Here is a 17072-nt window from a genome sequence, read left to right as displayed (position 1 = left end):
AGGAGACATAATGCCAAAACGCTTTCGACTGACCCGCCGCTTTCCGGTCGCCATGACCGAGGACGGCTACCGTCGCCTCAAAGGCTTTGCTCGCGAGGCCGGGTTGGACGAAGGCGAGGCGCTGTCTTTTCTGTTCGAAAATTTCACCAGCGTGATTGATGAGGACAACCTGACTCACCGGCTGCGTATTTTCAATTCCGAGCTTGAGGCGCGCAAACGGTGAATCCGCGCAACGAACAAAATCTGAGCATGCTCCATCCGCTCTGTCCGCCTCCGGCGGCCGTATTTGGGACAAGAAGAAGATATGGACGCACGTCCACCCCGCCATCCGGGAACTGATCTCACTAAGTGGCACTCAGCCGGGACGGCGGGGCTTCTCCTCGTACGGTCATCGGCTCCGCAGCCTGTACCGCATAAAGGATGAAACAGCATCAACCTTAAGAAATCGTTACGAGAAAAAGCGAAACCCGTCCTTCTTCTCGTTAAAAATACGGAAATTCGGACATAACCACACACGCCACGGGAGGGGCGTTCGCATGACCATCAAACTGCATTGCTTCGGAGAAAGCGGAAACTCCTATAAGGCCGCGCTAGCGTTAGAGATGTCGGGGCTGGACTGGGAGCCGGTCTTTGTCGATTTCTTCAACGGTGCAACCCGCACCCCCGAATACCGCGCCGAAGTCAATGCAATGGGCGAGGCCCCCGTCATGATCGATGGCGATTTCCGCACCAGTCAATCCGGTGCGATTCAGGCGTATGTGACCGAGAAGTCGGGAAAATTCGGTGGCAAGGATCGTGATGAGAACTATGATATTTTCCGCTGGGTTCTGTGGGACAATCACAAACTCAGCTCGGGCGCCGGGATGACGCGCTTCCTGTGCAATTTCCTGCCCGAAGAACACCGCAACGCGGATATCATTGCGTTCAACCAGGGTCGCCTGAAAGCCGCCTATGCAGTTCTGGATTCCCATCTGGATGGTCGTGACTGGATCGTTGGAGATGGCGTGACAAATGCCGATCTTAGCTGCTGCGGTTACCTCTATTACCCCGAACCGTTCGGCTTTGACCGCGCCGACTGGCCCAACATCGACACCTGGTTGACGCGCCTGAGCGAACAGCCGGGCTGGAAACCCCCATACGACCTGATGCCCGGCAATCCGTCGGATCGAGCTTGAGGAGAAGACCCATGACCGAAGCCTATATCTATGACGCCCTGCGCACGCCGCGCGGCAAGGGCCGCAAGGATGGCAGCCTGCACGAGGTGACCTCGGTACGCCTGTCTGCCCTGACCCTGAACGCCATGAAAGAGCGCAACAATCTGGAAGGCCACGCCGTTGAGGATGTGATCTGGGGCAACGTCACGCAGGTGATGGAGCAAGGTGGCTGTCTGGCGCGCTCGGCGGTTCTGGCCTCGGATCTGGATCAGTCGATCCCCGGTCTGGCGATCAACCGCTTCTGCGCAAGCGGAATGGAGGCCGTGAACCTTGCGGCCAATCAGGTCAAAGGTGGTGCGGGCGAGGCCTATATCGCGGGCGGTGTCGAGATGATGGGTCGCGTCGCCATGGGCAGCGACGGTGCCGCGATTGCCGTGGACCCGACGCTGGCGATGGAGACCTATTTCGTGCCGCAGGGTATCTCGGCCGACATCATTGCAACCGAATACGGGTTCAGCCGCGATGATGCTGACGCGCTGGCCGTTGAGTCTCAGAAACGCGCGGCAGCTGCATGGGAAGACAACCGGTTCGAGAAATCGGTGATCTCGATCAAGGATCAGAACGGGCTGACCATTCTGGACCGCGATGAGTACATGCGCCCCGGCACCGACATGCAGTCGCTGGGTGCTTTGAACCCGTCCTTTGCGATGATGGGCGAACAGATGCCCGGTTTCGACAAGGTCGCGATGATGAAATACCCGCATCTTGAGCGAATCAACCACATCCACCATGCGGGCAACAGTTCGGGCATCGTGGATGGGGCCGCAGCGGTTCTGATCGGCAACAAGGAATTTGGTGAGAAATACGGCCTGAAACCACGCGCGCGCATCAAGGCGACCGCGAAGATCGGCACCGATCCGACGATCATGCTCACCGGCCCGGTGCCCGTGACCGAGAAGATCCTTGCCGACAATGGCATGAAGATCAGCGATCTGGATTTGTTCGAAGTGAACGAAGCCTTCGCCTCGGTCGTGCTGCGCTTCCAGCAGGCGTTCGACGTCGATCCGGCGCTGGTCAACGTCAACGGCGGCTCGATCGCGATGGGTCACCCGCTGGGCGCGACCGGCGCGATGATCATCGGCACCCTGCTGGATGAGTTGGAGCGTCAGGACAAGGAAACCGGTCTGGCAACCCTCTGCATCGCGTCCGGCATGGGCGCGGCTACGATTATCGAGCGTGTCTGATGCCTAAAATCGATCTTTCCAAAATCCCGTTTCGGAACGGGTCCGGCTATCCCGGCAAACTGGCGCGCGCGGGTGACGACCGATACGTGCAGCCCTTGGGCGACGCGAACGGCCTGACGCAATTCGGAGTCAACATCGTGCGGCTGGAGCCAAACGGCCTGTCCTCGCTGCGTCATTATCATATGGAGCAGGACGAGTTCGCCATCATGCTCAGCGGTGAATGCACTCTGATCGACGATGATGGTGAGCACCAGATGCTGCCCGGCGACTGCGCCGCATGGCCCGCGGGTGAGGCCAACGGCCATCACCTTGTGAACAAAACCGATGCGCCCGCGACATTCCTCGTGGTGGGCACCCGGACCCCGACCGAGACCGGCTATTACAGCGATATAGACATGATGGTGAAGTTCGACCCCGAGGGTTTTGCGTTCACCCGCAAGGATGGCAGCCCGCTGACGGCTGACCAGATTGGAGATGACAATGACTGATTTCACCCTCAGCAAAGACGCGGACGGCGTCGCCTTCATCACTTGGGACGCACAGGGCAAATCCATGAACGTCCTGACCCGCGAGGCCTTCCAACTGGTCAGCCAATTGATCGACCAGGCGTTGGAGGATGACGAGGTCAAAGGCATCGTGATCACCAGCGGCAAGGAAGGTTCGTTTGCGGGCGGTATGGACCTGAACACACTGGCGACGATCCGTCAGGAAGCAGGCGATGAACCGGCGCAGGCGCTGTTCGACTTCGTCATGGGCGGCCACCATATCCTACGCAAGCTGGAACTGGCGGGGATGGACCCCAAGACCAAGAAGGGCGGCAAACCCATGGCCTGCGCCATCAACGGCACCTGCGCGGGGATCGGGACCGAGATCGCCTTGGCCTGTCATCACCGCGTCATGACCACCAATCCGAAATCCAAGATCGGCCTGCCAGAAATCATGGTCGGCATCTTCCCCGGCGGCGGCGGCACCATGCGATACAGCCGTATGGTGGGCGCGATGGCGGCGGCTCCGGTGCTGCTCGAAGGAAAGATGATGGACCCGAAGAAGGCCAAAGGCGCGCAGTTGATCGACGCAGTGGCGGATGATCCGGTTGCGGCGGCGAAGGAATGGGTTCTGAACGCCAAGGATGCCGATCTGGTCAAACCGTGGGACGCCAAGGGCTACAAAATGCCCGGTGGCGCGCCTTACCATCCGGCGGGTTTCATGACCTTCGTGGGTGCCAGCGCGATGGTGAACGGCAAAACTCAAGGCGCGTTCCCGGCGGCCAAGGCGCTGCTGAGCGCGATCTACGAAGGCGCGCTGGTCGATTTCGACACCGCCCTGCGGATTGAGGCGCGGTGGTTCACCAATGTCCTGATGAACCCGTCCTCGTCTGCCATGATCCGCTCCTTGTTCCTGAACAAGGAAGCGTTGGAGAAAGGCGCAGTGCGGCCCAAGGATGTGCCTGATCAGCGGGTTAAGAAGGTCGGCGTTCTGGGCGCGGGCATGATGGGGGCCGGAATTGCGCTGGTCTCGGCGCAGGCCGGGATGGAGGTTGTTCTGATCGACCGCGATCAAGAAGCCGCCGACAAGGGCAAAGCCTATTCCGAGACCTACATGGACAAGGGCATCAAGCGCGGCAAAGCCACGGCTGAGAAGAAAGAGGCCCTGCTGGCGCAGATCACCGCCACCCCTGACCTAGAGCACCTGAAAGGCTGTGACCTGATCATCGAGGCCGTGTTCGAAGACCCGGGCGTCAAGGCCGAGATGACCAGACGCGTCGAAGCGATCATCCCCGAGGATTGCATCTTTGCCTCGAATACCTCGACCCTGCCGATCAGCGATCTGGCCAAGGCCAGCGTGCGGCCTGAACAGTTCATCGGCATCCACTTCTTCTCACCGGTTGAGAAGATGTTCCTGGTCGAAATCATCAAGGGCAAGGAAACCGGCGATCGCGCCGTCGCCAAGGCGCTGGACTATGTGCGCCAGATCCGCAAGACGCCGATCGTGGTCAACGATGCACGCTTCTTCTACGCCAACCGCTGCATTATTCCGTACATCAACGAGGGTCTGCGGATGATCACCGAGGGCGTCAGCCCGGTGTTGATCGACAATGCTGCGCGTCAGTTGGGCTTCCCTGTCGGACCGATCCAGTTGAACGACGAGACCTCGATTGATCTGGGGGCCAAAATTGCCCGCGCGACTAAGGCTGCAATGGGCAATGCGTATCCGGAAAGTCCGGGCGATGACCTGATCTTTTGGATGGAGGCCGAGGGGCGTCTGGGCCGTAAAGCCAATGCGGGCTTTTTCAATTACGACGAAAAAGGCAAGCGCGTCGAATACTGGAAAGGTCTGCAGGACAAGTACCCGCTGGCCGAGGATCAGCCCGACCTGATCGAGGTGCAGGAACGCCTGATGTTCGCACAGGTTCTGGAAGCGGTGCGCGCGCTGGAAGAAGGTGTTCTGGAAGACATCCGCGAAGGCGACGTGGGCGCCATTCTGGGCTGGGGCTTTGCACCGTGGTCCGGTGGCCCGCTGTCATGGCTGGACATCGTCGGCACGCCTTACGCTGCCGAGCGTTGCGACCAGCTTGCCGCTGCCTATGGCGAGCGCTTCACCTGCCCACCCCTGCTGCGCGAGATGGCCGAAAAAGACCAAAGCTTCTATGGCCGTTTCAACCCCGAAGCCAGGGCCGCGTAACAAACCGAAACCGGCGCGGGATGGCCCGCGCCGGTCAATCTTTTACTGGTGGGTCAACATCATCCACTCTGGCTTCAGAAACAAGGTCGGCTGCGGTGGCCGTCCGGGCCGTCCGGGCCTGCGGCATCCCCTCATCGGGCGCAGCGGAATGACCGGGTTGTCTGATACCGGCGCGGGCAGCGCCCCCAGCGGGTTCGCCAAAGCCGTCATGTCTCCCCGCCGCGCAATCGAATCCACCAGAGCGCTGGCAGCATCGTCGTCGGCCACCTGAAAGCGGTTCAGGTTTGCCGTCCGACGCATGCTGAACCGGCCCGACGGGCAAAAGGCTTGCAGGCCGCCTTCGACAAAGATCACTTCGTCTTCGTCGAAGAAAAGGCTGGTCACATCGAAAGACGCCTCGGGTGCCTTTGATTTCAACCGTCCCAGACCGCTTAGCATCCGGGCTGGTATCACCGGACAGCCGTCTGCTACCACGTCGACCTTACCGGCATCCAGCGCCACGCCCTGTTCCGGCATCAGCCACACAGGCCGTCCGTTATACGCGGTACGCGCCGGAACGTAGACCGGCAGATACTCCGCCCGCCTCTCGCCCCTTGGGATTGTCACTGAACTGGTGGAAATCCGGCGCACCTCTTTGAATCCGTGATCCAGAGTGCGGACCAGATCGCCAACGGCAATCCTTTCGATCCGTTTCCAACCGCTGGTCGTGGCAACTTTGGTGCCTTGCAGGAATCCCCCGCGTCGCGCGGTGACCGCTTCGCGTGTATTTACATGTTCAACATTCTCGGAAAAATCCGAGATACTCACTACTTCCAACACGTGCCTAGCCCCCCTTGGCACTGATTTATGATCCTGAAGTTCTAGCACTGAACCGCAGGCCACGGCTTATTTTTGACATATTTGCGCCTGATTTGCGCCATTTGGGGCGCTTTTGGACCCTTTGGCGGGAACAAAGCGGGGTGCGAGCCGTGCATTGGTTTAGTACAGGAAACCGATAGCTTAATGAGGCCGCCGAATCTGGGGCTCAATCCCGCACGAAGGACCTAGGCGTTTTGCTCTGCAGACGCCCGGGCGCGCCAGCCCAGCAGACCACCGGCAGTCGCAATCAGCCCAATACCGGCGATCTGCAGCGCGCCAAGCGACTGGCCGAAAGCGACCCATGCGAAAAGCGGGCCGAAGATCATCACCGAGTATTCGAACACCGCCACATAGGATGGTTCCCCCACCTGATAGGCTTTGATCAGCATGAAAACAGCGATTGTCGATCCGACCGCCTGCAGAATGATCCAGGGTGCCGCCGGTTGCATCTCCCAGATCAAGCCACGGGTTACGAACCCTTCTGGCCCGTCGGGCACGGCGACGGGAAAGGCCGTAAAGATCGCCAGCCCAATGCCGCCTGCCAGCCCCAATGTGATGACCATCGCCGCCAGCAGCGCCACCGTGCTTTCACCCGCGCAATGGGTGCGGGTGATGATCGCGCTCAGCGCGTAGCAAAACCCTCCTGCGACGGGCAACAAGGTGCGGCTATCGAAATCGGCCGGGTTGGGCTGCAGGACCAGCAGAATGCCCGCGAAGCCAAGCAGGACGGCCAGAATGCGCCACGGGCCAACGGGTTGCCTTAACGCCACCGCCGAAATCAAAAGCACGAAGATCGGCGAACAAAACAGCCCCGCCAGCGCCTGCGCAATTGGCATCAGGGCCAGCGATGAGAAATAGAACAGCATGGCCAAGGTGATCAGAACACTGCGCAACGCGACGGGTCCTGGACGTTTGGGCCGCAACCCCCCAAGCCCAAGCAAGGACAGCCCGACGATTAGCGGCAACATCAACAGCGCGCGGCTCAGGTGGAACTGCCACAGACCGATATGTTCCGCCAGCAGGACCACGACATTGTCGATCACCCCGATGATCGCCATCGCCGCGATCATCAGCATCGAGGCCAGAACCGGCGATGTTGGTGTGTCTGGCTGCATGTGGGCCTCGATCCGTTGCGCCGTGCTATCCAGCACATTTCCAAAACCCTGCGCAACAAGTTTGCGCCCTGCGATTTCACCATGCTAAGCTGTGGCAAAACGAAAACGAGCAGACCTCAACCAGATGACGGCCCTGAAACAGTACCAGCGGATCGAAGCCACCGGTCTGTGGCGCCCCTCGCCCGATGAACAGCGGCGCGAGGTGGTGGTGTCGATTGGTGAGGCGACGCTGACGATTTCCGATTTCAACGACCGGGCGCTGACCCATTGGTCGCTGGCGGCCCTGGAACGGCAAAACCCGGGCGCGCACCCGGCCATCTTCAACCCCGATGGGGACCCGGATGAAACGCTGGAACTGGCCGAATCCGAAACCACGATGCTTGAGGCCATCGACCGGTTGCAACGCGCCATTGACCGCTCGCGCCCGCACCCGGGACGGCTGCGCTGGCTCAGCGTTGGGGGCGTTGCCGCGGCGGTGCTGGCTGTTCTGCTGCTGTGGTTGCCGGGGGCGCTGCAAAGCCATGTCGTCTCGGTCGTGCCCGAGGTCAAGCGGCAGGAAATCGGCGAAACGATCCTACATCGGATTGAACGTGTGTCCGGGCGCGCCTGCTCATCCGCGGACGCGAAGGTTTCGCTGGATCGGCTGGCCAAACGCACCGGGGTGCGCCAGATCATCATCCTGCCTGCGGGTGTAAAAGACAGCCTCAGCCTGCCGGGCGGGACGGTTCTGCTAAGCCGCGCGCTGGTCGAAGATCACGAGGACCCGGCCGTCGCCGCCGGTTACATCATCGCCGAGCGCGCGCGGGCCGAACATCAGGACCCGCTGGACGACCTGCTGGACCGGACCGGCGCTTCATCGGCATTTCGGCTGCTCACGACCGGAGGGCTGACGGCGGATATTGTCGATACCTACACCGAACAGGTTCTGACAGAGCCCCGGCCTTCTCTCAGCGATGAAGAGCTGCTGGCCGTGTTTGCGCAAGCCGCACTGCCCTCGACCCCTTACGCATATGCCCGCGATATCACAGGTGAGACTGTTCTGGGCCTGATCGAGGCCGACCCGATGGCGGGTCGGACGCTGGAACAGGTTCTGCCTGACCGCGATTGGGTCCGGCTGCAGAATATCTGCGGAGAGTAACCGGATTACTTGGTGCCGAACATCCGGTCGCCCGCGTCTCCCAGCCCTGGCATGATGTAGCCCTTCGAATTCAACTCGCGATCCAGAGAGGCGGTGACGATATGCACATCCGGGTGCGCCTCTTTCATGCGGGCGACGCCTTCGGGCGCGGCCAGCAGGCAGAGGAAACGGATATCGGTCGCTCCGGCTTCTTTCAACAGATCAATCGCTGCGGCCGAGCTGTTGCCGGTGGCCAGCATCGGATCGACGGCGATAACCAGACGGTCCTTCAACCCCTCAGGGGCCTTGAAGTAATACTGCACGGGCTTCAGCGTTTCCTCGTCACGGTAAAGGCCGACAAACCCGACACGGGCCGAGGGTATCAGTTCCAGCACCCCGTCCAGCATCCCGTTGCCTGCCCGCAGGATCGACACCAGCGCCAGTTTCTTGCCGGCCAAAATGGGGGCGTCCATCTCCTCCATCGGGGTTTCGATATGGCGGGTCGTCAGTTTCAGTTCGCGCGTGACCTCATAGGCCAGAAGCAACGTGATCTCGCGCAGCAACTGCCGGAACACGGCGGTCGAGGTGCCCTTGTCCCGCATGAGCGTCAGCTTGTGTTGCACCAACGGGTGATCGACGACGGTCAGATGTTCGCTCATGATGTCTCCAGTCTTTTCTTGACCCGCGCGCGGGTGTCTTCATCGCAAAAAGCGGCGTTCAGGGCCATTTCGTTCAGGGCCGCGAAATCTTCAGCCTCCCAGCCAAAGGCCGCGTTCAACATCTCATATTCCTGCCGCAGGGTCGTGTGGAAAAACGGCGGATCATCGGTGGAGACCGTGACCTTTACGCCCGCATCGCGCAACCGCGCAATCGGATGTGCGGCGAAATCGGGAAACAAGCCCAGAACCACGTTCGAGCCTGGGCAAACCTCAAGCGTGATACCGCGGTCAACCAGTTCGCGGACCAGATCGGGGTCTTCTATGGCGCGCACACCGTGACCGACCCGTTCAACGCCCAGATCGCGAACGGCGTCGCGCACGCTGTCAGGGCCGCCGAATTCTCCGGCATGGGTGGTCAGTCGCAGGCCCGCCTCGCGCGCGCAGTCAAATGCCCATTTGTAGTCGCCCTGCGTGCCAATGGACTCGTTGCCGCCCATGCCGAACCCTGTGACCCAGTCCCCGGCGGTTTCCGCCGCGCAAAAAGCGCTGCGTTTGGCCTGTTCCGGGCCGAAATGGCGGACGCAGGTAACAACGCCGCGCAATGTGATGTCGTATTTCCGTTCGGCTTCGTCGGCGGCGTCCTGAATGGCGGTCAGGTAGTCGCGCCAAGCGTGCAGGTCCCCGCCGCCGCAGAAGTCGGGGCTGAGGAAGGTTTCGGAATAGACCACCCCGTTCGCGGCGCTTTCTTCGAGAATCGCCAGAGTCAGACGGCGGAAATCCTCGGGCGATTTCAGAACCTCGCAAGCGGCTTCGTAGACGCTGAGGAAATGAGCGAAATCGCGAAAGTCGTAGCTGCCGTCTGGCTTGAAAATACCGCTCAGGTCGATGCGTTTTTCATGGGCCAACTGGCGGATAAAGGCAGGCGGGGCCGCGCCTTCATGGTGCAGGTGCAATTCAATCTTGGGCAGGTCGGCGACGGTCATAGAAAGCTCTTTCCCGGCCCCTGAGCCGGAATGTTCAGATGGTGCGCGATGCTGGCAGCGATGTCGGCGAAATCGATCTGCCCGATTTGACCCGCACCCTGCCCTGCGACCAGAACCGGGACCTGTTCGCGGGTATGATCAGTGCCCGTCCAGCTTGGATCGTTGCCGTGATCGGCGGTCAGCAGCATCAGGTCGCCGGTTCGAAGACGCGACAGGATCACGCCGATTTCGCGGTCGAACCACTCCAGCGCGCGGGCGTAGCCGCTGATGTCGCGGCGGTGGCCGTAGAGGCTATCGAACTCGACGAAGTTGGCGAAGGTCAGGCTGCCCTCTTCGGCCTCATCGACCAGATCGGACAGGTGGCGCATCAGATCAGCGTCCGAGCCTTTGCGCAGCGTGTCGATCCCCTGCATCGAGAAGATGTCGCCAATCTTGCCCACCGCATGCACACGCCGCCCGGCATCCTGCGCCCAGTTGGTCAGCACCGGCGCGGGGGGCAGGATGGCGAAATCCTTACGGTTGGTGGTGCGGGTGAAGCCCTGTTCGGGTGTTCCCACGAAGGGCCGCGCGATGACCCGGCCCACCTTCATCTCATGCAGGCGCGGGGCCAGCGCACGGCACATCTCCAGCAGGCGGTCTAAACCAAAGCTTTCCTCATGCGCCGCGATCTGGAACACGCTGTCGGCTGAAGTGTAGCAGATCGGCCAACCCGTCCGCATGTGCTCGGCCCCCAGATCGGCGATGATCGCGGTGCCCGAGGCATGGCAGTCGCCCAGAATGCCCTCGGTCCCTGCAGCTTCGGCAGCGGCGCGGCTGAGGTCGGCGGGAAAGGCAGGCTGCGTGTCCGGGAAATAGTGCCAATCCCACGGAACCGGTAATCCGGCCAGTTCCCAATGGCCCGAGGGCGTGTCCTTGCCCGGCGAATGTTCCCGCGCGCAGCCCCAAAGCCCGTTGGATTCTGCGGTCAGCCCCGGTGTGTCCGCGCCGGAGGCCAGACGGGCCGCCGCGCCCAGGCCCAACGCATCCAGATCTGGCAAATGCAGCGGGCCAGAGCGCCCATCTTGTGCCCGACCATCAGCGCAGGCCTGCGCGATATGGGCCAACGTGTTGGCACCGGTGTCAGGGGTATCGCCGTTGAAGAACTGGTCTGCATCCGGCGCGCCGCCGATCCCGACCGAGTCCATGACGACCAAAAAGGCGCGGGTCATGCCCTGATCCTTTCGTGCACAAGGTCCGGCACCTCTGGCGGGGCATCCTCGACCCGGATGGCGGCCAGCACGGCGTTTGCTGCAAGGCGCGCGGCGTCTTCCCGGGCCGCGTGGACAACGGCCAGCGGGGTGCCCTTGGCCACCCAATCGCCCAACCGAACGATATCCGACAGACCCACGGCAGGGTCGATCTGGTCACTTTCAACCTGACGCCCGCCGCCCAGCGCGACGACGGCGAGGCCCAGAGCCTCACCATCAATGGCGGTCACATAGCCATCCTTTGGGGCAGGAACCTCCTGAATGACATTGGCCTCTGGCAGGAAGCGCGCCCAGGTCTCGACAAATTGCACCGGGCCGCCGACAGCGGCCATCATCCGGCCGAACCGTTCTGCCGCACGGCCATCGCGGATCACCTCGGCGATTCTGGCGCGACCCTCTTCCACCGTGTCGCACATCCCGGCATCGGCCAGCAGGACACCGCCCAACTCGGCGGAGATTACCGGCAGCGGGGAGTCATACGCACCCGTCAGAACCTTCATCACCTCGGCCACTTCCAGCGCGTTGCCCAAGGCCGGCGCCAAAGGCTGGTTCATGTCGGTGATCACCGCCGAGGTCCGGCAGCCTGCGGCATTTGCCGTCTCGGTCAGGGCCGTGGCCAGCTTGCGCGCGTCATCGAAGGTTTTCATGAAGGCCCCGCTGCCGACCTTGACGTCCAGCACCAGCGCGTCCGGGCTGGCGGCCAGTTTCTTGGACAGGATCGAGGCCGTGATCAGGTCCAGGCTTTCAACCGTCGCCGTCACATCCCGCACCGCGTAAAGCCGCTTGTCCGCAGGCGCGATCTGACCCGTTGCGCCAACGATGGCTGCGCCGTGGTCGCGCATGATCTGCGCCAGCCGGTCCTGCCCGATCTGGGTGCTGACGCCGGGGATGGCCTCGAGCTTGTCCAGCGTACCGCCGGTATGCCCCAGCCCCCGGCCCGAGATCATCGGCACATAGGCACCGCATTCCGCCAATGCCGGAGCCAACACAAGGCTGACGCAGTCGCCCACCCCCCCGGTCGAGTGCTTGTCGATTACCGGGCCATCCACGTCCCAGTTCAGCACATCGCCACTGTCGCGCATGGCCACCGTCAAATCCGCGCGCCCCTGAGCGCCCAGCCCACCCATGCAAACGGCCATGGCAAAAGCCCCGGCCTGCGCGTCGCTGATGCTGCTATCGGCCAGACCTTGCGCGAACCAGATCAATTCGTCGCTGGTTGGCACCTCATTCCGCCGCAGCTTGGCAATGATTGAACGGGCGTCCATGGGTCAGGCATCCTTCATGTGCGAGGCGTCAAACGCACCGGGCAGCAGTTGGCCGATGGTCGTTTCCAACTCGGCCCCGTCGACGGTGGCCAGCGTTACCTTGACGTCTCGCCCGCCGAATTCGGCCAGCTTCTGGCGGCAGCCACCGCAGGGCGGCACCGGTTGCGGGCTTTGGGCGACGACATAGACCTCGGACAGTTCCGTTTCGCCTGCGGCGACCATGGCGGCAATCGCACCGGCCTCGGCACAGGTGCCTTCGGGGTACGCCACGTTTTCAACGTTGCATCCGATGTAGATCGTTCCGGACCCAGACCGGATCGCAGCGCCAACCTTAAAGTTGGAATACGGCGCATGGGCGTTTTCGCGGACCTTCAAGGCAGCATCTTTGAGCGACATGGCGATTCCCCGATTTTTGATCGTCTGGTCAGAAAAACTCACCTTACCGGAAACCGAAGGGAGAGTTGAAGCCCCCGCGCCGGTGTTTTTGCCTAACCGATAGTGGTGTTGAACGTGCCGGGCAACGTCACCTCGAGCAGTTCAACATCGTCCGATGGATCAGCCAGACGGGTGCGCATGCCCGGCGGGATCACGAACGCATCCCCCTGCTCGAGCCGGTACGGCTCGCGACCTTCGCCCTCAAGCGTGACCGCGCCGTCCATGACGAAGGTAAAGTGGATATCGGTGTCGTGACTGGCCCAGACCGGATCGCCCTGCCCCCGGCGCACGACCTGCACCCCGGCGACGCCTTTGGTGTTTTCGGCAATCGTTGTATCGCGGCAGACATAGCCCGGCAAACGGAACGGTCCCCAGTTGGCATCTTTTGCCTGATTATAGACGAACCGTTGCCCCTGCCATTCCCGGTCCGGGCGATAGTCGGGCGTGGGCAGGTCCATCTCATGATCAATCTCGGTGACATGCTCGGCAGGCACACCGATTTCGATCACCTGCACATTGTCCGAGGCCTCAAGCACGCGGTGGCGGATTTCCGGCGGCTGGATAAAACAATCGCCTGCGGTCAGGCGCATCTTGTCGCCCTGATCCTCGTAGACCACATCGACCCAGCCGTGGATGCAGAAGATCAACTGAAACCCGACCTTGTGGAAATGCACCATGTCGGGCACCGGGCCCCCATCGGGAATGCGGATATGGCTGGCAATGATCGAGCCGCCCAACCTGTCGGGGACCAGATCGCGGTAGTGCATCCCCGCCCGCCCGATGATCCATGGGGCCTGATCCTTGAGCCTGCGCACCACAAAAGAGTGCACCGTCTCGGGCATCACTAGCGGCGGATCACGTTCCTCAATCTCGATCCGGGTGCCGTTTGGGGCCACGAGAACACGTTTACCATCCGCAAATTCATCCGGGTTATCTGTCAGAATTCGCAGGGTCCCCGGCGTTTCAGGCGCGTCTTTTTCGATGCGCAGCCGCAAACCATGGCCGGAAAACACGCCGACCCGGGGATCATCCGCCGGATAGATCATGTCCATCTTCATCCCCAGCACACGGGTATAAAACGGGATATCTTCGCGGAGTTCCTGCGTGGGTAGGCGAATTTCAGCGCGTGTCTGCTGTGTCTGGCTCATGAATTGTCTCATCGATCTGCGATTTCGGCCATCCGATCAGAACCGAGGCCAAAATGCCAATCGAAAAGAGCATCTCGAGCGTTTCTTCCAGAACGAACAGCCGCGTCGCCATCGTCGTCGATAGATCCGTGTCGTAGAAACCGGAAACTTCTTCCAGCACTTGCGCGATCACGGCCGCCACTCCGGCAATCACGAAAACCTTGAGGAACGGGGCCCTTAGCTTAAACGCACGCCAGCCATTGGGAACCCCGTGCCACAGAAACCCGCCAACAACCAGCAACGCCAGGACTATGCGCACGACAGTCATATCCAGAAGATTGTCCAAACCATTGAGCACAAGGAACGGCAGGCTGTCGGTGGCATAAATTTCTGCCTCCAACTCTCGCTCCGCCAGCAACAGACAGACAAGCCCGATATACAAACGGTTCAGCCCCCGAAACCGACAAAGCGCCACCACACCCGCTATCAACAACCCGGCGGCTGACAATGTCTCAATCAGCCCGCCTTCTTGGTTGAGTGCCGAGGCTTGTATGGGCCACAGGATCACAGCCCCCAGAAGGAGTGCAATCAGCAAGACCGCCGCCCAGACGGCATAACGTTGCCCGGTTGATCCACGCGCCGTTTCGCGCAGACCGTTCGCGGTCTGAATTTCAGAATTGTTCGCCATGCTGGTTCTTGTCGCTGCTACGCGGTCCAGATTTTCAGGAAGCTGGCAATGTAAAAATTTTGCGACAAAAAGCAACCACGGGCTGCTGCGATCCGTCCGGGTGGTCAAAAGTGACGCAACGTAGCCAAATCGTGAAAAACACTTTAGCACTAACCCAAATTCATAATGGAGCAGAATCGCCGATGTCTGACACCCCAAACCTGCGACAGGCCGCGCTTGACTATCATGCCTATCCAAAGCCCGGAAAGCTTGAAGTCAGGGCGACCAAACCGATGGCCAACGGCCGCGATCTGGCCCGCGCCTATTCCCCGGGCGTGGCCGAGGCAAGTTTGGAAATCAAGGCCGACGCGTCGAACGCCGAACGCTACACCGCGCGTGGCAATCTGGTCGCGGTGGTGTCCAACGGAACGGCGGTTCTGGGTCTTGGCAATATCGGCGCGCTGGCCTCGAAACCAGTGATGGAAGGCAAGGCCGTCCTGTTCAAGAAATTCGCCGGGATCGATTGTTTCGATATCGAGGTCGATCAGCCTGACCCCGAAAAGCTGGCCGATATCGTGTGTTCGCTGGAACCCACCTTTGGTGCGATCAACCTTGAAGACATCAAGGCGCCCGATTGTTTTGTCGTCGAAAAGCTCTGCCGCGAGCGCATGAACATACCCGTGTTCCACGATGATCAGCACGGCACTGCCATCGTAGTGGGCGCAGCCGCCAAGAACGCGCTGCACGTTGCGGGCAAGAGATTCGAAGACATCAAGATCGTCTCGACCGGTGGCGGCGCTGCCGGGATCGCCTGCCTGAGCATGCTGGTCAAGCTGGGCGTTAAGCGCGAGAATATCTGGCTGTGCGACATCCACGGGCTGGTCTACGAAGGCCGGGAAGAGGACATGAACCCGCACAAGGACCAGTTCGCGCAGAAATCCGACCTGCGCACACTGGATGACGTGATCGGCGATGCCGACCTGTTCCTGGGCCTCAGCGGTCCGAACGTTTTGAAGCCTGAGATGGTCGCCAAAATGGCCAGCCGCCCGATCATCTTCGCGCTTGCCAACCCGACGCCGGAAATCCTGCCCGATGCAGCGCGCGAGGTGGCCCCGGATGCGATCATCGCCACCGGGCGCAGCGATTTTCCCAATCAGGTCAACAACGTCCTGTGCTTTCCCTTTATCTTCCGGGGTGCGCTGGACGTCGGCGCGACCGAGATCAATGACGAGATGCAGATCGCCTGTGTGCACGGCATCGCCGAAATGGCCCGCGCCACAACCAGCGCCGAAGCTGCGGCGGCCTACAAAGGTGAACAGTTGACCTTTGGTCCGGACTATCTGATCCCGAAACCCTTCGATCCTCGGTTGGTTGGCGTGGTGTCCTCGGCCGTCGCTAAGGCTGCCATGGACAGTGGCGTCGCGAAACGACCGATCAACGACCTAGAGGTCTATAAGGAAAAGCTGAACCAGACCGTCTTCAAATCCGCGCTGCTGATGCGTCCGGTTTTCGAAGCGGCAGCCGTCGCCTCGCGCCGGATCGTGTTTGCCGAGGGCGAGGACGAGCGGGTCCTGCGGGCCGCGCAGGCCGTTCTGGAAGAAACCACCGAAACGCCGATCCTTATCGGGCGACCCGAGGTTATCGAGGCCCGCTGCGAGAGGTTGGGTCTGACCATCCGGCCCGGCACTGATTGTCAGATCGTGAACCCGGAAAACGATCCTCGGTACTACGACTACTGGAACTCGTATCACCAGATCATGCAGCGTCGCGGCGTGACGCCCGATCTGGCCAAGGCGATCATGCGCACAAACACGACGGCCATTGGCGCGATCATGGTACAGCGGGGCGAGGCTGACAGCTTGATTTGCGGTACTTTCGGCGAATACCGCTGGCATCTGAATTACGTGGAACAAGTGTTAGCCGACGGTGATGTGCGCCCTCATGGGGCCTTGTCGCTGATGATTCTGGAAGACGGCCCCCTGTTCATCGCCGACACCCATGTCAGGCAGCTTCCGACGCCCGAAGAACTGGCCGAATCCACAATCGGTGCAGCACGCCACGTGCGCCGGTTCGGACTGGAACCCAAGATCGCATTCTGTTCGCAATCGCAATTCGGCAATCAGGCAGAAGGGTCCGGTAAGCGGCTGCGCGCAGCGCTGGAGATTCTGGATCAGAAACCGCGCGACTTTGTCTACGAAGGGGAAATGAACCTCGATGCAGCGCTGGACCCTGAGCTGCGGGATCGCATCTTTCCGGCATCCCGCCTGACCGGCGCGGCGAATGTGCTGATCTTTGCCCACGCGGATGCCGCCAGCGGGGTGCGCAATGTTCTGAAAATGAAGGCCGACGGAATCGAGGTCGGCCCGATTTTGATGGGCATGGGCAACAAGGCGCACATCGTGACGCCGTCGATCACCGCACGTGGCTTGCTCAACATGGCGGCCATTGCCGGAACCCCGGTCGCGCATTACGGTTAAGGCGGGCGGCCCCTTCATCCGGCCGCCCTAGGGGGAGGTCCG

At 61.3% G+C, this 17072-nt stretch carries 16 protein-coding genes; 7 read left to right on the top strand and 9 right to left on the bottom strand.

Annotated features, from left to right (window positions below):
- The first annotated feature begins 10 nt into the window (after window positions 1-10).
- From ACR0NJ_RS00230 to ACR0NJ_RS00210, 5 genes are all read left to right on the top strand, one after another.
- Window positions 11-223, top strand: coding sequence for a hypothetical protein (locus tag ACR0NJ_RS00230; RefSeq protein WP_480815127.1), 213 nt, complete (start codon window positions 11-13; stop codon window positions 221-223).
- A gap of 313 nt (window positions 224-536) precedes the next feature.
- The gene (locus ACR0NJ_RS00225) at window positions 537-1175 is read left to right on the top strand and encodes a glutathione S-transferase family protein (protein ID WP_480815126.1); all 639 of its coding nucleotides are present in this window, start codon (window positions 537-539) and stop codon (window positions 1173-1175) included.
- An 11-nt stretch (window positions 1176-1186) separates the two neighbouring features.
- Window positions 1187-2398, top strand: a complete 1212-nt coding sequence (locus ACR0NJ_RS00220) for an acetyl-CoA C-acetyltransferase (RefSeq protein ID WP_480815125.1) — start codon at window positions 1187-1189, stop codon at window positions 2396-2398.
- Window positions 2398-2886, top strand: a complete 489-nt coding sequence (locus ACR0NJ_RS00215; RefSeq protein WP_480815124.1) for a cupin domain-containing protein — start codon at window positions 2398-2400, stop codon at window positions 2884-2886. The genes ACR0NJ_RS00220 and ACR0NJ_RS00215 overlap by 1 nt, the downstream gene beginning before the upstream one ends.
- Entirely contained in the window at window positions 2879-5080 is a 2202-nt protein-coding gene (locus tag ACR0NJ_RS00210; protein WP_480815123.1) for a 3-hydroxyacyl-CoA dehydrogenase NAD-binding domain-containing protein, read from the top strand. Before ACR0NJ_RS00215 ends, ACR0NJ_RS00210 begins: the two co-directional genes overlap by 8 nt.
- Window positions 5081-5122: 42 nt before the next feature.
- On the opposite strand, the gene ACR0NJ_RS00205 is transcribed toward ACR0NJ_RS00210, so the two are convergent.
- The gene (locus ACR0NJ_RS00205; protein WP_480815122.1) at window positions 5123-5899 is read right to left on the bottom strand and encodes a Hint domain-containing protein; all 777 of its coding nucleotides are present in this window, start codon (window positions 5897-5899) and stop codon (window positions 5123-5125) included.
- 224 nt (window positions 5900-6123) lie between these two features.
- Window positions 6124-7089, bottom strand: a complete 966-nt coding sequence (locus ACR0NJ_RS00200) for a DMT family transporter (RefSeq protein WP_480815121.1) — start codon at window positions 7087-7089, stop codon at window positions 6124-6126.
- A gap of 88 nt (window positions 7090-7177) precedes the next feature.
- Here ACR0NJ_RS00200 and ACR0NJ_RS00195 point away from each other — a divergent pair, with 88 nt between their 5' ends.
- Complete coding sequence (locus ACR0NJ_RS00195) at window positions 7178-8191, top strand: hypothetical protein (RefSeq protein ID WP_480815120.1); 1014 nt, start codon at window positions 7178-7180, stop codon at window positions 8189-8191.
- A 5-nt stretch (window positions 8192-8196) separates the two neighbouring features.
- On the opposite strand, the gene upp is transcribed toward ACR0NJ_RS00195, so the two are convergent.
- The 7 genes from upp to ACR0NJ_RS00160 form a co-directional block, all read right to left on the bottom strand.
- Window positions 8197-8829, bottom strand: a complete 633-nt coding sequence (upp, locus tag ACR0NJ_RS00190) for a uracil phosphoribosyltransferase (protein ID WP_480815119.1) — start codon at window positions 8827-8829, stop codon at window positions 8197-8199.
- On the bottom strand, window positions 8826-9812 hold the full coding sequence (locus tag ACR0NJ_RS00185) for an adenosine deaminase (RefSeq protein ID WP_480815118.1): 987 nt from the start codon (window positions 9810-9812) through the stop codon (window positions 8826-8828). The genes upp and ACR0NJ_RS00185 overlap by 4 nt, the downstream gene beginning before the upstream one ends.
- Complete coding sequence (locus ACR0NJ_RS00180) at window positions 9809-11020, bottom strand: phosphopentomutase (RefSeq protein WP_480815117.1); 1212 nt, start codon at window positions 11018-11020, stop codon at window positions 9809-9811. Before ACR0NJ_RS00180 ends, ACR0NJ_RS00185 begins: the two co-directional genes overlap by 4 nt.
- On the bottom strand, window positions 11017-12324 hold the full coding sequence (locus tag ACR0NJ_RS00175) for a thymidine phosphorylase (RefSeq protein ID WP_480815116.1): 1308 nt from the start codon (window positions 12322-12324) through the stop codon (window positions 11017-11019). The genes ACR0NJ_RS00180 and ACR0NJ_RS00175 overlap by 4 nt, the downstream gene beginning before the upstream one ends.
- A gap of 3 nt (window positions 12325-12327) precedes the next feature.
- A complete protein-coding gene (locus ACR0NJ_RS00170) occupies window positions 12328-12741 on the bottom strand; it encodes a cytidine deaminase (RefSeq protein WP_480815539.1) in 414 nt (137 codons plus the stop codon).
- A gap of 71 nt (window positions 12742-12812) precedes the next feature.
- Window positions 12813-13907: a cupin domain-containing protein gene (locus tag ACR0NJ_RS00165; protein WP_480815115.1), complete on the bottom strand. Its 1095-nt coding sequence runs from the start codon at window positions 13905-13907 to the stop codon at window positions 12813-12815.
- Window positions 13879-14574, bottom strand: a complete 696-nt coding sequence (locus ACR0NJ_RS00160) for a hypothetical protein (RefSeq protein WP_480815114.1) — start codon at window positions 14572-14574, stop codon at window positions 13879-13881. The genes ACR0NJ_RS00165 and ACR0NJ_RS00160 overlap by 29 nt, the downstream gene beginning before the upstream one ends.
- A 182-nt stretch (window positions 14575-14756) precedes the next feature.
- Here ACR0NJ_RS00160 and ACR0NJ_RS00155 point away from each other — a divergent pair, with 182 nt between their 5' ends.
- Window positions 14757-17030 carry an NADP-dependent malic enzyme gene (locus tag ACR0NJ_RS00155; protein ID WP_480815113.1) on the top strand — a complete coding sequence of 758 codons (2274 nt, stop codon included), beginning with the start codon at window positions 14757-14759 and terminating at the stop codon, window positions 17028-17030.
- Window positions 17031-17072 lie beyond the last annotated feature (42 nt).

This window comes from Ruegeria sp. F11 (assembly GCF_056533855.1).
This window is presented reverse-complemented; position numbering and strand designations above follow the sequence as displayed.